The 14333-nt window shown below is 34.7% G+C and carries 10 protein-coding genes; all 10 read right to left on the bottom strand.

Features of this window, described 5'->3' with window-relative positions:
* Nucleotides 1–4: 4 nt before the first annotated feature.
* The 10 genes from wbjC to FN961_RS04220 all read right to left on the bottom strand — a co-directional run bounded on the left by wbjC (nt 5) and on the right by FN961_RS04220 (nt 13213).
* The gene (gene wbjC, locus FN961_RS04265) at nt 5–1111 is read right to left on the bottom strand and encodes a UDP-2-acetamido-2,6-beta-L-arabino-hexul-4-ose reductase (protein WP_143563304.1); all 1107 of its coding nucleotides are present in this window, start codon (nt 1109–1111) and stop codon (nt 5–7) included.
* The gene (locus FN961_RS04260) at nt 1112–2146 is read right to left on the bottom strand and encodes a polysaccharide biosynthesis protein (protein WP_143563303.1); all 1035 of its coding nucleotides are present in this window, start codon (nt 2144–2146) and stop codon (nt 1112–1114) included.
* A gap of 6 nt (nt 2147–2152) precedes the next feature.
* On the bottom strand, nt 2153–3373 hold the full coding sequence (locus FN961_RS04255) for a glycosyltransferase family 4 protein (protein WP_221936092.1): 1221 nt from the start codon (nt 3371–3373) through the stop codon (nt 2153–2155).
* Complete coding sequence (locus FN961_RS04250; RefSeq protein WP_143563302.1) at nt 3345–4463, bottom strand: glycosyltransferase family protein; 1119 nt, start codon at nt 4461–4463, stop codon at nt 3345–3347. The genes FN961_RS04255 and FN961_RS04250 overlap by 29 nt, the downstream gene beginning before the upstream one ends.
* 80 nt (nt 4464–4543) lie before the next feature.
* Complete coding sequence (locus FN961_RS26240; RefSeq protein WP_425326424.1) at nt 4544–5164, bottom strand: O-antigen ligase family protein; 621 nt, start codon at nt 5162–5164, stop codon at nt 4544–4546.
* A gap of 1446 nt (nt 5165–6610) precedes the next feature.
* Nucleotides 6611–7561, bottom strand: coding sequence for a glycosyltransferase (locus FN961_RS04240; protein WP_143563300.1), 951 nt, complete (start codon nt 7559–7561; stop codon nt 6611–6613).
* A gap of 366 nt (nt 7562–7927) precedes the next feature.
* Nucleotides 7928–9025, bottom strand: coding sequence for a polysaccharide pyruvyl transferase family protein (locus FN961_RS04235; RefSeq protein WP_143563299.1), 1098 nt, complete (start codon nt 9023–9025; stop codon nt 7928–7930).
* 2 nt (nt 9026–9027) lie between these two features.
* The gene (locus tag FN961_RS04230) at nt 9028–10776 is read right to left on the bottom strand and encodes a thiamine pyrophosphate-binding protein (RefSeq protein ID WP_143563298.1); all 1749 of its coding nucleotides are present in this window, start codon (nt 10774–10776) and stop codon (nt 9028–9030) included.
* A gap of 18 nt (nt 10777–10794) precedes the next feature.
* The gene (locus tag FN961_RS04225; protein WP_221936091.1) at nt 10795–11667 is read right to left on the bottom strand and encodes an SDR family NAD(P)-dependent oxidoreductase; all 873 of its coding nucleotides are present in this window, start codon (nt 11665–11667) and stop codon (nt 10795–10797) included.
* A 10-nt stretch (nt 11668–11677) separates the two neighbouring features.
* The gene (locus tag FN961_RS04220) at nt 11678–13213 is read right to left on the bottom strand and encodes a lipopolysaccharide biosynthesis protein (protein WP_143563297.1); all 1536 of its coding nucleotides are present in this window, start codon (nt 13211–13213) and stop codon (nt 11678–11680) included.
* Nucleotides 13214–14333: the final 1120 nt, after the last annotated feature.

The raw sequence follows: 14333 nt of genomic DNA, 5'->3' as shown, positions 1-14333 counted from the left end.
TAATTTAAAGCGGCTTAGTGAATGTGTCTGGTTTTTCGCGATCAAACATTTCATTAGCCCAAAGCATAACGATAAGCTCTGAATCGCCAATATTAGTTACATCATGTGACCAACCTGGTGCTGTTTCAACAATTTTAGACTCTTCGCCATTTACCAGTAATTCGTAAGACTCACCCGTTACTATATGTTGAAACTTAAATGATGCTTGGCCTTTGATGACTAAAAACTTTTCTGTCTTTGTATGGTGATAATGGCCACCGCGAGTAATGCCAGGATAAGCGGTAAAGAAAGAAAATTGTCCTGAATCTTGCGTTTTAAGCATCTCAACAAAAGTACCTCTATCATCACCATGGCGAGTAACAGAGTAAGCAAATTGCTCAGGCTCAAGGTAACTCATATAAGTAGAATAAAGTGCGCGAACAAATTCTGTGCCGACGCTTTCAGTCACAAGGTTATTTCGACTATCTTTAAACTTAGTCAACAACCCAGCAACTTCACCAACAGTAGTTTTATAAATAGGTGAAATTTCACAATGCGAGCTATTCACAATAGAATCATCGAGCAAACGTACAAAATTTTCGCAGACATCATCGATGTACACCAAATTTAATGGTGCATCAGGGTTATGAATAGTAATTGGCAAAGCATTAAGGGTGTTATAGCAAAAAGTTGCAACTGCTGAATTATAATTTGGGCGGCACCATTTACCAAACACATTTGGTAGGCGGTAGATGTAAACCTCCGCCCCGGTTTTATTTTGGTAGATTGTAAGTACTTCTTCAGCCCCCGCTTTACTCACACCATAGGCATTGTCAAGTTCAGCTTGAATAGAAGATGTTAAAACAATCGGCGTTTTTTTATTTAGCTTAATAAGTTGGTTGACAATTAAAGTTGTTAAATCTGTATTGCCTTTTTTAAACTCATCTTCATTTTTAGGTCGATTGATCCCAGCTAAATGATAAATGAAATCGGCAGCTTCCACTTTTACTAAGATATCATCTTTAGAATCTTCAAGCGTAATAGTCGAAATTTCATCAAAACCGGCTTCATTTAAAAAAATAGATAGATTCCGACCTATAAACCCATCTGAGCCAGTGACTAGAATATTCATTTATACGCCCTCTGGCACAACTAAATTACCTGATTTAATTTCTCGCATAAAGTCAAGTTTAAGCAGCAGTGCTTCCATACCTGCAACATCTAATCCCTGGGTATTATGAGAGTTATAATCTTCAATTTTAGAAAGATCTTGTTCACCCTCTTCAATGTATTGAGCGTAATTTAGATCGCGATTATCCGCGGGAATTCTGTAGTAATCACCTTGATCTTGTGCGACAAACATCTCTTCTCGGCTACACAGAGCTTCATATAATTTTTCGCCATGACGGGTGCCAATGACGTTAACCTTATGTTCAGGCTTACCCATCAAATTGAAGATAGCTTTAGTTAACACCTCAATCGTTGCTCCAGGTGCTTTTTGAACAAAAATGTCACCGTTAGACCCATTTTCAAACGCGTGCAACACCAAATCGACAGCGTCATCAAGCGTCATCATAAAGCGAGTCATGTTTGGATCAGTAACAGTAAGGGCTGTCCCTTCAATAATTTGACGACAAAATAATGGAATAACACTACCACGTGAAGCCATTACATTACCGTAACGAGTAGTACAAATTGTCATGCCTTCAGGAACGTTACGTGATTTAGCGACAATCACCTTCTCCATCATCGCTTTAGATATACCCATTGCGTTGATTGGGTAAACCGCTTTATCAGTGCTTAAGCAAACAACTTTTTGAACACCATGATTCATTGCTGCTTCCAACACATTTTCAGTACCAATTACATTGGTTTTAACTGCTTCCAGTGGATAAAATTCGCAAGAAGGAACTTGCTTGAGTGCTGCAGCATGAAAAATATAATCCACACCACGCATCGCATTTGAAACACTTTGATAATCTCGTACGTCACCAATATAAAACTTAAGTTTCGATGAATTATATTTTTTACGCATGTCATCTTGCTTTTTCTCGTCACGAGAAAATATACGAATTTCTTTGATATCGGTATCCAAAAAACGTTTAAGGACTGCATTCCCAAAAGAGCCTGTTCCGCCAGTTATTAAAAGTGTTTTATTAAAAAACATTTGTATTTATCCTTTCGTCTTATCGTACACATAATTAAACATAGAGAGATTCGCCTCAATAGCATCAGACAACATAAATTTTTTCTTAGCCCATTCAAGCACTGTACTCCTCATTTCAAAGTGTTGCTCAGGTGACATTAGTGCCAACTCTTCTAAAACTCCGCTAAAATAATCAGGATTGCTCAATGGAAGATCCCAACCAATGCCATATTTCTGGAGGTCACGCCAAGGGGTAGTATCTGCAATGAGAAGTGGCAGTCCAGCACAGAGTGCTTCTGCAATCACATGACCATAGTTCTCGCCAGCCGTAGGAAAGAAAAAAACGTCGTAATGACTAAGAGTGCTAACTACTTCAACTGGCTTCAATGACCCCATATATTTGACTTTAATATGAGAAGGAAGTTCTTCAATTACAGTCTTACATTGAAGCCAATAAGACTCATCTTCTACAGGGCCGAAGATATGATATTCAAGAGGTGCACGAACATTTCCTAGCATTTCAAGTGCAGCAAGTAGATTTTTCTTTGGCGAAATGCGTGAAACAAAAACAGCCTTTAGATTAGATGGTGATTGGGGTAGGATATTTGTTGCAAATTCCTGAGAACCAATATCCTCTGCTATATATATGTCAGCACTATCACCTAAAACCCTACGTATATCCTCGGCCTCAAAATTGCTTGAAGCTTGAAAAACCACTCCACGCTGTAATCTTAATTTTTTATAACAGAATAAAAAAAGCCTTTTTTTGATTGATTTAATTGCTAACGCGCCTTGTGAAAACTCCCCTCTAGGGCCAATTACAACTTTCAGCCCTAAAAACTTGGCAAATAAAAATGGTAAAATAGAGAATTTTGGAGAGAAGAAACTATTCAGATACACTATATCAAAATCTCTCCTTCTTAATATATTAATGATACTTTCAAATCCAGCAATTCCAGGTTGTGCATAGAAGACTTGAATATTAAATACATTATTCCACTGGCCACAAATAACCGATGTGTAAGGTGACTTATCATTCAAATCTCTGTCACTAGTAACTAATTCAAAATCAATAACTTCGCCTGTTTGGTCAAACAAGTTCTTAATGGTTTTAATTGGACCGCCACCTTTAAAGCCTGGCAAGTAATACTCGGAAAAAACTAAAGCAATCATACTTCCACCAAAATAAATAAACAAATAAATAAATAAACAGATAAACTCAAAGGAAATATCTTTTACAGAAGTCATTCAAAAAAAACTGCCAAGTGTATTTCATTGACACTAAGTCATTTAGAGCATCCGTATTACGAATGGATATAGAGCATTCGTGAATAATCTGAGGAATATCAGTCAGATCATCATTCGAGAAAATAACGTAATCAGAAAGTTCATAAGGGATATTTTCAAATCGATTGCAAACTAAAAAACCTGACAAGTTAATAAGGTCAAAAAACTTTGAAGGAAAAAAGTAATTTTGACAAATCACTTTAGAATATCTAAAGCAAAAGTTTATTTTAGAGTTTAAAAGATATTCATCTACAACTTCAGGAGACTTAAACCCATGATATACTATATTAGGATTAACTTTACCCATTCGAGACACATATTCAGCGACAGATCCTGTACCAAAAACATGGATTTTGAATGAATCATCAGTGCGAGGCCAGTTTTCCAACAGTAAATCAATACCATTGTATGGTTCAATAGCGCCTGCGAAAACAGCATAATTGCCAGAAGTACTAGATTTGGATTTAATCTGGTTAAGACGATGTAGAGGCACTGCACCGGCAAACACCTCAGAACGCGCAGACGGCAGGTTCAACTCACTTATACACGACTCAGTTATTGGTATAAAGTAATCATAACAAAATGGAAGGAACTTTAAGTATGTGTAGTAAATAATATTCTTTGGATTCAAATAAGAACTAAATGACTTGAAATTAGGAACGTGCACATCCTGCAATATAAGAACTCTTTTGCAACCAAAGAATCGAAAAATGTATGAGAATACACATGATAGTAGACTTGAATTGTAGAAAAAAATTGATGATGGTTTGTTCTTGAATAAAAAGATTAAAACTTGAACAAAAAAAACAAATCTCTTTAAGAATGAAATATTTAAAATAGGCATAAACCTGATGTAATCACCCACAACATCAGACTTTATGAATAATTTAGAACTTGGCCAACTAGGGACCTCAGGCATAACCAATGCTTTGAAGTCATTATTATTAGAGCGAAGTGAATTTATTATTTCACACTGAACCTTAGCACCAGCACCACTTCCGAAAAAATTACTTGAAACAGGGTTATTGAAAGCCCCGACAAAAAGAGTCATGAAAACACCTTAAATTTTACTATAAAAATAACGACACTAATTTAATAACTTGCAAAAGTACAAGGAGTGAAAAACTAACATCAACTAAGGGATCTTTTTTCAGAAAAATCAGTACATTCAGCCGTACGAATTAAACTATAAAATATAATAAATGTTGCAAACAACCTATAATCATCAATTATAGTATTTATAAAAAAAGGAATTAAAAATGCAAAAAACAGCATTATATGTTTTTTTCTAAAACCTATGAAAATATAGGAGAATAAAAAATATATCAAAATACCATACGAAAGATTCAACCTAATGAAATCAGAATGAGGGCGATATAACTCACCATCACGTTGCAACATATAACCACTACCAAAAAAAGGGTTATAGTTAATATTGTTAATAAAGTAAAACCATGATTCGATCCGACCGCCCCCTACTCCGGCTCCCATCGAAGCCTCGATTTCAGACCTTTGGTTCATTACACTAAAAAATATATCTAAGTATTCTCCCCATATAAAGTATATAATTGAAATTATTACTATCAACATAAAAATAAAATATATTTTCAGTCGTTTACTTTTAATAATAAACAAAAAATAACTCAAAAAAACCAATCCACATGAAATCATTGCGCCCCTTGACTGGGTAGTCAAAATAATTATTAAAGCGCAAATAACAAAAAAAACAAACTCACGAGTATGTAATTTCATAGAAAGTAAAAAAGCCAGAGTTATAACAATCATGTAACCAAAAGCATTTGGATCAGTAAAGTGAAATGAAAACCTTTGTGACTGTAGATTTACCAACAGCATCGGAATCGACTCAGGAAAAACTACAGTCATAAATGAAACGTACAGTTCAGATTTAAAGTAGAAAAAATAAATAAGAACCAAAACGAACAAATAGTAAAAAAATAATAGTCTTCGGATACTGCTAAATATTAAATTTAGATCAATCTTATTAAAATCATATAGCAAAAACAGGAAAATAAATCCTAGTTGCATCCCACGTTTAGTATTTTCAGATACATAATCTGAATATGAAAGCGCACTAAAAAAAACACTAGAGAAAACAATAGAAATCAATAAAAAAAAGATAATAACATTTAATTTATTAAACTTGACAGATAAAATCAAAAAAATTGGAAGAAGAATAATTGAAATAGGAGTCGAAAATAATAACTTCGGAAAAACCAACAAGTCGACTACTAAAAACAATAAGTATAAGGTTGATATATGGGTTTTATTCACAATAAAAATACCATTATATTCGAAATAGAATAAAAAATGCAGAACATAAAATCATAAACATAGTCATATCTGTTGAAGCCAATAAAGATTAAATTATTAAGCAACACCATAAACTCTTCGAGCTTTCAGGACAAATATCAAGTTTTCAGACTAAGCTGCAAAGGCAATATTTCTTAGAACTTGCACTAGATAGGACTCACGTTAAGTACTACCGATTCCGGCATGCCTGCTGCTCCTACAGTAGTTTGATCTCAGCTTTAGAAACTTTCTATGAAGCGGTTAAAATTAAGGAAATCTGAATTAAGTCTTCTCAGGAATCATCGCACGGATTGTGTTTAATATAAACTTTAAAGTCGAATCACATTCAGAATATTCCAACACATTGACTTGATTATTAGTAGATTTCCAGCACTTGTTACAACAAAAATCATCGGACATAATGTAACTAGCGATCAATACGTTGAATGGACTAACATCAGACTTATACTTCTAACTATTTTCAGTGCAAGATACACCATCCCCCGTTTTTTTCAAGGTAGTTGTCACTCTTTACTTAAATTTTATGTTCTATATCTTGTTTCGATTCTAGAAAATTTAGACCTCATCTATAAAAAGATTTATAGTTTCAAATCATCTTTACCAGAAGAGCTAAATAAGTTTTTAACATTATATCTGCTAACTTGTGCTCAACCTTTGATTGATCGTAACAATATTTTTGACCATCAAATATATAAATATGTTCTGACTTATAGTTTGGCCACTAACTTCGAATACAATGTTATTTAATAGTAATGAATGATTGATAAGTTGTTCTTTATGTCATGATGGATTCTAACAAAATACAACAAATCTAAAAGTGATTTAATCATAGCATATCCATGATTTATCCTTCTGAATCTAGAAATACTATAATGAATCTCTAATTCGTAGGGCTATATTAATATTTAATGAGACTAAAAAAACATATATTTTGAATTTTAGAGGTACATAATTTGAGAAAATCAAACCTGGAAAAACCTTTCGTGCTTGAAAAACAATTGCTTTTGAGTATTTTATTTCGTTTTCACTAAAAGGTAATTTTAGAGGTGCTAATGCAGAAATAATAAAATAGGAATCAAGATATTTAACTTTTTTTATTAACTCCTTCTTATTTGACATTATTAAATAGCCATATACCAAATCAGGAATATCCATACATGTCAATCTTTTAACATTCACACCTTGTGCATTTATACTTGTAGAATTCTGTCTATAAAAATATAGATTCTCTGTACTAACAGCAATAAAATCACTCTTCATTAGTACACGAGCATTAAAATCAAAATCTTCAAAAAAATGAATATCTCTATTTAACCTAATATCAGAAATAAGTTCACTTTTATAAAGATAAGCCCACAGAGATGTTGGAAACTTAAGCTCAAGCAAACAATTTAATGCTTGAGTTGAAGTTATTACTTGCCCATTCTCAAATATTCGTCCTTTCTTCTCATTAACTTTATAGCTTGACAGTGCAGCACAATCAGCAGCAGAATTATTAAGTAAAATTACAAGCTTTTCGTACAAGTCATCACATACAACATCATCACTATCAACGAATCCAATATATTTCCCGGTTGCAACATCGAGCCCATCATTTCTTGCTGCTGCCACCCCCTCATTAACCTTATCTATAACTTTTACACGTCTATCGATATTTTTATAATAGTTACAGATTTCGAGAGAACCATCTTGGGATCCGTCATTTACAAGTATTAATTCTAGATTAGAATATTTTTGATCTAATATTGAATCTATACATTTTTTCAAATACAACTCGGAGTTAAAAATAGGAACAATAATACTTACCATGCCTACCATAATAATGACCTCTCAAAAGATAATACAAGCTGAATTTTAAAATAAAATCCTGATATACCAAGTAACTTCAAGATGTAGTTTCAGACAGTTGTCTATGTTGCAAGGCAAGTCAAAGTAACGTCTGGTAACAGAGGATTCCTAACTTATTTGACAACAGAATTAGATCAGTGATTAGCCCGAAATTACGAGTTACAAAGTTCAAATACATTGTTAACGATTTCTCATTTAGATCCACTAGATTGTCAAATTGTGCCCGCGTCTTCAAGAAAAGAAATTCTCGCTAAACCAAGTAACATAAGAATAATGGGGCCGAGAAATCAGATAGCAAAAAATAAACAGAATACACAGAATACACAGTTTCAAACCTCAATTTGATAATGCCTTTTTGAGATAATCAATAGATATTTTTTTATGTTCTTCTAATAATAATAATGATTTTAGATAAACCTCATCGTTAATTGGTTCCAAAGCCCTTATGTCATTTAAAGACTCGATGAATCTATCTTCCATCCCAACTAGACTTAATATGTTCTTCATTCTATTCGATAAAGTTCCGGAACTAATCGCCGCAAAATCCTTTTTAAAATTAATAGCAAAACAAACACCATGAAACGAATCAGTTAGTACCATCTTAGCATTTAGGATTAGATTCAATAACTCCTGTGGCCCTGCATCTCTAACTTGTTCATCAACACCAGCGATTTTTATAAGGTTCGAATCAACAGCAATAATTTTTATTCCAGTCTTGGAATAAAAATCCACCACATCTTTTAATAAACTAGAGCGAGGTACTGTATATACCAATATGTACTCTTCAATGTCATGTTTTTGTCTAAGATTTAATTTTCCGATCCATTCTTCTTTAGATAATAACAATGTAGGGTCTAATACTTGCTTGACACGTCCACCTAAAATGCTCTCTAAATAATCAGTTCCATCTTTTTCACGCACAGAAATATAATCAAACGTTCCCAACAAATATTTAACTTGTTTTTCTTGCTTAATATCAAATCTATAATTCCCTAAACTTGAAGCATAACTTATTTTCTTTACACCCGTAGGTATAAAACCAAGAAAATAATCTTCATTTATAATATCACAACCATTTGTTACTTTGGGGTTCCATATCTGATCACTCCCACAAACATATAAATCGTATTTACTTGAGCTAATATTATTAAAATTATATTCTTCTGAAAGATTAAAGTAATCATCAAAAAAACAATTAAACTTTACTTTCTTTGTTACTTTACTCTTTAACAACAAAAGATCTCTAACAAGATGTCTTAAAATTTTTGAATTAGGTTTAACATTAAAAATTGAATATACTTTCTCTATATGACTATTTTTATAATTAATTATTTCGGTCTTGCCATGTCTAGACAATACTTCTTGCGTTGCGTAGGCTTGAAATACTGCTCCATAGTTCAACGCATTATGAATCGTTAATAACCCAATCTTCATCGTTATTTCCTAATAATTTTTTTTACTACATCAAGGCCTTTGGGACCTAATACTTTTCTCAAGGCCTGTTTCGCTTTACCTTCCGTGCTAACTTCCAATCTATGCATTATTTGCAGCGCTTCACTTTCATTATCGCTTTCGGTGAAAACCTCAAAAAGCATAGGTTTATCAGTTACGCTATTGTTAAGGAAACGTTGATAAACCGCTTCAAACTCATCTTTATTGCTAGCAGAGAAATATTCAAAGCCTAAATTTTCAGCATAGTTTTTAATAAGAGTTTTTGATTTATTTCCGAAATGTCCAGCCGCTGCAACGAACTCATCGCCATCTGCACCGAAATGTGCGGCATGGTGATTGTAAAGTCGGAACTCCGTTCCCTTACCATTATTCACCAGAAGGATACGCAAGTTATTGGCCGTATGACGGTTACCTATTGCATTAAGGTCATAGAAGAAAGCAAGGTCACCTATGACACCGTAATAAAGCTTGTTAGGCTTTGCTAATGAGGCTCCTAGCAGAGAAGACACGCCGCCATCAATTCCAAACCCACCTACGTTTGAAAATGAAGTAACCGTTTTTGGCAGATCATAGAAATTCCAGGTTCTTAGGCTATTCAGAATCCCGAAGTGGATTGCTGAATCTGATGGTATTTTTGATGCCATTTTCGAAGCGAGCCAAACGTTAGAAAACGGTACTTCCGGTATTTTATTATGTACCGTTTTCAAGAAACTTTCACATTGTTTAAAGTATTCATTCGTCGACGTCTGGTTTACTTGTTTTGAATAGTGTTTAAAAAAAGACATTTCTGGCATTTCAAACACATTACGAAGCTTACGAAAAGTGTCCCGTACCTCACCATCAGGACTAATACGCCACACTTCTTTTCCTACCATATTAAACAACGGATAATCCCCCGTCACCTCACCTATATGCAGGGTTAGATCTGCTCTGAGTTCTTCTATATTGTATAACTCTTGTGCTGCTGCGAGTGAAAACAACATACGGTTTTTACCTTTATAACCACTAGTATGGTCACAGAAAACAACAGTATTGTATTGGTTACAGAAACCTTCTAATTCGAGGATTGCTTCTTCGCTCCAACAATTGTGTGATCCAATAATAACTGAAACTCGTTTACTTGCATCAAGAGCTGGAAGTTCATCTGTTTGTGTAAACCTATTTATTACTCTACAGTTAATATTTTCTTTTTCTGTAAAAGGCAAACTATATGTGGTTGGTAAGTTGATGTGCACTGGTCCACCACCATGTCTAGTAAGCTCCATAATGGCTTGATTTACTTTAACCTCACAATCCCAGAAATCTTCCTCGTCCTTAACAACCGGTAAGGTCACACTAAACTTAGCAACATCATTTGAAATAACACTTCGATCAATTACCTGCGCCACATGGTGTCCAATTCGGCTAATTGGTTGAGTTGATGTAATCGCTAACACTGGCAATTTACGATAATAAGCTTCAGTCATGCCTGGTACGTAATTTCTTGAGGCTGTGGCCCCCGTGCAGCTAATTACAACAGGTTCACCAGTTTCCGCCGCCAGGCCACAGGCCATGTAGGCGGCCGAACGTTCATCAACTGCTGAATAAATTTTGAAAAAAGGATCTTTTTGAATACTACCAATAAATGCAGTATTTGTATTACCTGGAGAAGCTATAACGTAGCGAACACCATGAGCTTTGAGCAAAGATATAACAATCAATGCGTTTTTTTCTGTAGTTGAATATAATTTCATAAATTTGTACCAATTGACTTAAAAGTTATAATCGATGTCATCAATAGTTAAGTTTCCAGCACCACCAGTCATATAAACAACATCACCGATTATTGACCGACTCAAAGAGCTTACTAATATCACAGCAAAGTTAGCGACTTCTTCAGGTGTTACATACCTTTGACTAGGGATTACATAGTGCTCTATTCCATCGTCTGAATCTTTCATTAACATCGGTGTTGCTGTCGGTCCTGGAGCAAGCCCATTAACAACTATTCCTTGTGGAGCGAGAGTTTTAGCCATTCCTAACGTCAAGCCACGAAGCCCCCACTTTGATAGTGTATATGGACTTATAGCAGGCCTTAAGCTAGATGATGAAGCAATATTCAATATATTTCCTTTAATATTATTTTCAACCATGTACTTTGATATTAGCTGTGACAGAAAAAACACACCTTTCAAGTTAGTATCAAGAACTTCGTCATATTCTTCAGAAGTTATATGTGAAAATTGTCCTCCTTTTAAAACTCCTGCATTATTAACTAAGATATCTATTTCTTTGTCCCCTAAGAAAGCAATTATCTCATTGAAAGCGGATTCAAAAGCTCCAATGTTGGAGTTATCCAGCACAACACCATATATCCTTCCATTATTATTATTATCACTCGTCAATATCTTCTCTATTGCTCCTTTTATACGACTTTTATCTCGCCCAGTGATGACTACAGAAGCACCAGATCTTAAAAAAGAACTTGCAATTTCAAAACCAATGCCACTAGTTCCACCTGTAACAATTGCGACTCGTCCCTTAAGTAGTTGGTTATGATATATAGGTATATTAACAGGTACTATTTTTTTAAAACTATTTGAAAACCTATCTAATCTTTTCCTAACTTTTCTCAAAACATTCAACACAAGAACCTCACAACTTAATACTTTCGATATTTTTCATAAACTTACCGCTCAGGTAAATAATAATTTTCTTTCGCCAATGTTTATCCAATCCTAAATAGTACATTGCTAACGTAGAAATAACGAAAGAAAACAAAATAACCACAGCTGAAGAATACAAGCTACTTGACAGGTTTTTTGATAGCATCGCACTAGGAAGAGCTGAAACAGTTAGAACAGCTAATACGGGGCCGACAACATTTTTATAATAAAGTAAAATGGGAAGATCTATTAGATAGTTAACCAACAGAATACGCACTTTAAACATAAGAGCGTTTGCGGCTATTGCAACATAGAAAACCCACTCTGCCGAATAACCTAAACTCAAAATCCACCATGAAATAAAGAATATTGCTATTTGAATACTCCCTAAAATCATTTCATACAACGCCATTCTTCCGGGAGCTCTTGCTGCCGTGGTCAATGGCATACTTATTGCTAAAATTAATGACTCAACAATTGCTAGCTTAGTAAACAGTATTGCTTCTGGTGGCGGAGTTTTAAGCCAAAGCGTTAAAATGGTTTCCATTTCAAGTAGGACTGGTAACGCAAAAAACCACATCAAGAAAAAGGTGAGCTTAGATCCATTAAAAATTAAACTCATCATTTCATGTTTCTGATTTGTGGCATAAGACTTAATGATGGAAGGGTATAACCCTGTATTCAGGTTGTTCGAGAATACTGCAACTTGCCCAGCCACACTTAATGCAATAGTTCGAGCAGCAACTACAGCTGGATTGAACATTTGGTTTACTAAAACTGTTACTGCTTGTGTACGAAATGCAGTGCTAAGTTGTCCTAATAGAGTCCACAGTGTAAACCCCAAAATTTCTTTGAGCATTTTATTGCTCCAATGGAGCTTTCTAAGTTGGCATTCGGTATATTTTTTTATACAAATAAAAATGTAAGCAAAAGCTATCAAAGCTGATATAGAAAAAAGAAGAATACCGTAGTACGTTAACAAATCATAGCTTACATAGGCTAAAGAAATCGCCACAGCCAGCTTCAGTGCAGCATCGACCACAGAAATGAGCGCATATAAATGCATATCTTCATGTGCAATTAAAATGGCTATAAACGGTGCGGTAAAAATAGAAAAAACAAATGAGATCGAAGTGTAATGATAAAGGTCTAATGCAGCGCTAAAGCGTGCATCTGGTATTTTTAAGTGTACTTCAACATACCAAAGACCTACAGTTTGGAGTAACGTGTATGCAATCAAAGCAATGACAACGTACAAAATTAAATTCACACTGAATGTTTGCTTTAATTTTAATACATCATTTTCGCCCATAGCGAAAGAGAAAAAGCGTTGCGTTGCACTCGCCATGCTTCCCGGCAAAAATGATAGTAAAGTCACAAAGCCAACAACAACACTATAAACTCCAAAATCCTCTACACCTAGCTCATTCAGCACCACACGCACTGAATAAAGGGTTATTAAAATAATAACAATTTGGCGCAAATAAAGTGATAGTGTATTTTTAATAATTTTTTTGTTTGACATTAATTGTTTAAACTCAACCTATATAAATTGCCTAACCAGGAAATCATGAACAGACTTGTGAATCGAGGTATCTTAGAACGGACAAAAAACACCCATATTCACAACACTCATTGTTTTTTATTTAATACTCACTTTTAAAGCCGTTTCACTCTTCTGTATACTCAAACGCATCGACCTTAATTCCCACGAAGTTATCTAACAATAGTAATAAGAGTTTAATCAATTACAAATTTTTCCCGCAGGTACCAAAAGGCTGGCTAAAATAGAACCGTGTAGTTAATACCCTCAAAGGAGTTTATGCCTTCTTATTGATCACATAACTGTAGTTATAGTAATCATAACCTTAGCCATACGAACAAGATGCCTCTCTAATACGTTGAGAAGCCCCTTTCCCCCCAAATATGCTTAAAGTGATTGTTAGCAACTTCAATCTCTTTGATGGTCTTTTGACAAAACAGGTTACTATCAAGGTGGCAAAAGTATTTGAGTAAGTAACAGCCAGCACGCAAAAAGTTGCGACAATGGCTAAATCATAGTGCAAACTCGCCCACAAAAGTAGCACCTGAAGCGCGATTGAATTAAAAGTTTTAAAGAGTTAAGTGGCTCTTGAGCTCGGGGGATAATCTATAATTTTTCATTTTTCCCAGTTGCACCATTGGTTCGTCTTAAGTTTACTGGTGAGCATGTCCTATAGCCCCCATTAGAACCAATGTATTGGTACAAATAGCCTTTACGTATATCGGCATGAATCAATAGTCCCGATTGGACGGGCACAGTTGCAAAGCTGGTTGAAATGGACATTTCATCAATGCTTAGCGTGATTTTTCATCATTGGATTGACGCCTTATTTTGACCATTTTCACTTTTACATCTCAGCCTTTCATAACCACCCGAGACACTTTTCATCCATTTTGAGACAGTCGAATTGCCACTATCCTATATAAAGCCTCGGTTTCACTGTTTTTCAGTAAACAGTCCCAATAGGCCACAAGAATATTCGTTAACAGTGTACAGAACACTTCGTTTACGGAACGCTCCGCTTACGGTGAAAGATAAAACCTTGTGTTTACGGTTAACGGAACGTTTGCAAGCTCTCTTACGGAATGACCTTTGGTCACGG

This window comes from Shewanella hanedai (assembly GCF_007197645.1).
Taxonomy (GTDB): domain Bacteria; phylum Pseudomonadota; class Gammaproteobacteria; order Enterobacterales; family Shewanellaceae; genus Shewanella; species Shewanella hanedai.
Note: the sequence above shows the minus strand (reverse complement) of the source record. Positions and strands in the feature narration are given on the sequence as shown.

Excerpts from the sequence above, each read along its gene's own strand:
- FN961_RS26240 (WP_425326424.1), bottom strand. The coding sequence starts at position 5,164 with ATGAAATTACATACTCGTGAGTTTGTTTTTTTTGTTATTTGCGCTTTA.
- FN961_RS04250 (WP_143563302.1), bottom strand. The coding sequence starts at position 4,463 with ATGACTCTTTTTGTCGGGGCTTTCAATAACCCTGTTTCAAGTAATTTT.
- FN961_RS04230 (WP_143563298.1), bottom strand. The coding sequence starts at position 10,776 with ATGAAATTATATTCAACTACAGAAAAAAACGCATTGATTGTTATATCT.
- FN961_RS04240 (WP_143563300.1), bottom strand. The coding sequence starts at position 7,561 with ATGGTAGGCATGGTAAGTATTATTGTTCCTATTTTTAACTCCGAGTTG.
- FN961_RS04220 (WP_143563297.1), bottom strand. The coding sequence starts at position 13,213 with ATGTCAAACAAAAAAATTATTAAAAATACACTATCACTTTATTTGCGC.
- FN961_RS04260 (WP_143563303.1), bottom strand. The coding sequence starts at position 2,146 with ATGTTTTTTAATAAAACACTTTTAATAACTGGCGGAACAGGCTCTTTT.
- wbjC (WP_143563304.1), bottom strand. The coding sequence starts at position 1,111 with ATGAATATTCTAGTCACTGGCTCAGATGGGTTTATAGGTCGGAATCTA.
- FN961_RS04255 (WP_221936092.1), bottom strand. The coding sequence starts at position 3,373 with ATGACTTCTGTAAAAGATATTTCCTTTGAGTTTATCTGTTTATTTATT.
- FN961_RS04235 (WP_143563299.1), bottom strand. The coding sequence starts at position 9,025 with ATGAAGATTGGGTTATTAACGATTCATAATGCGTTGAACTATGGAGCA.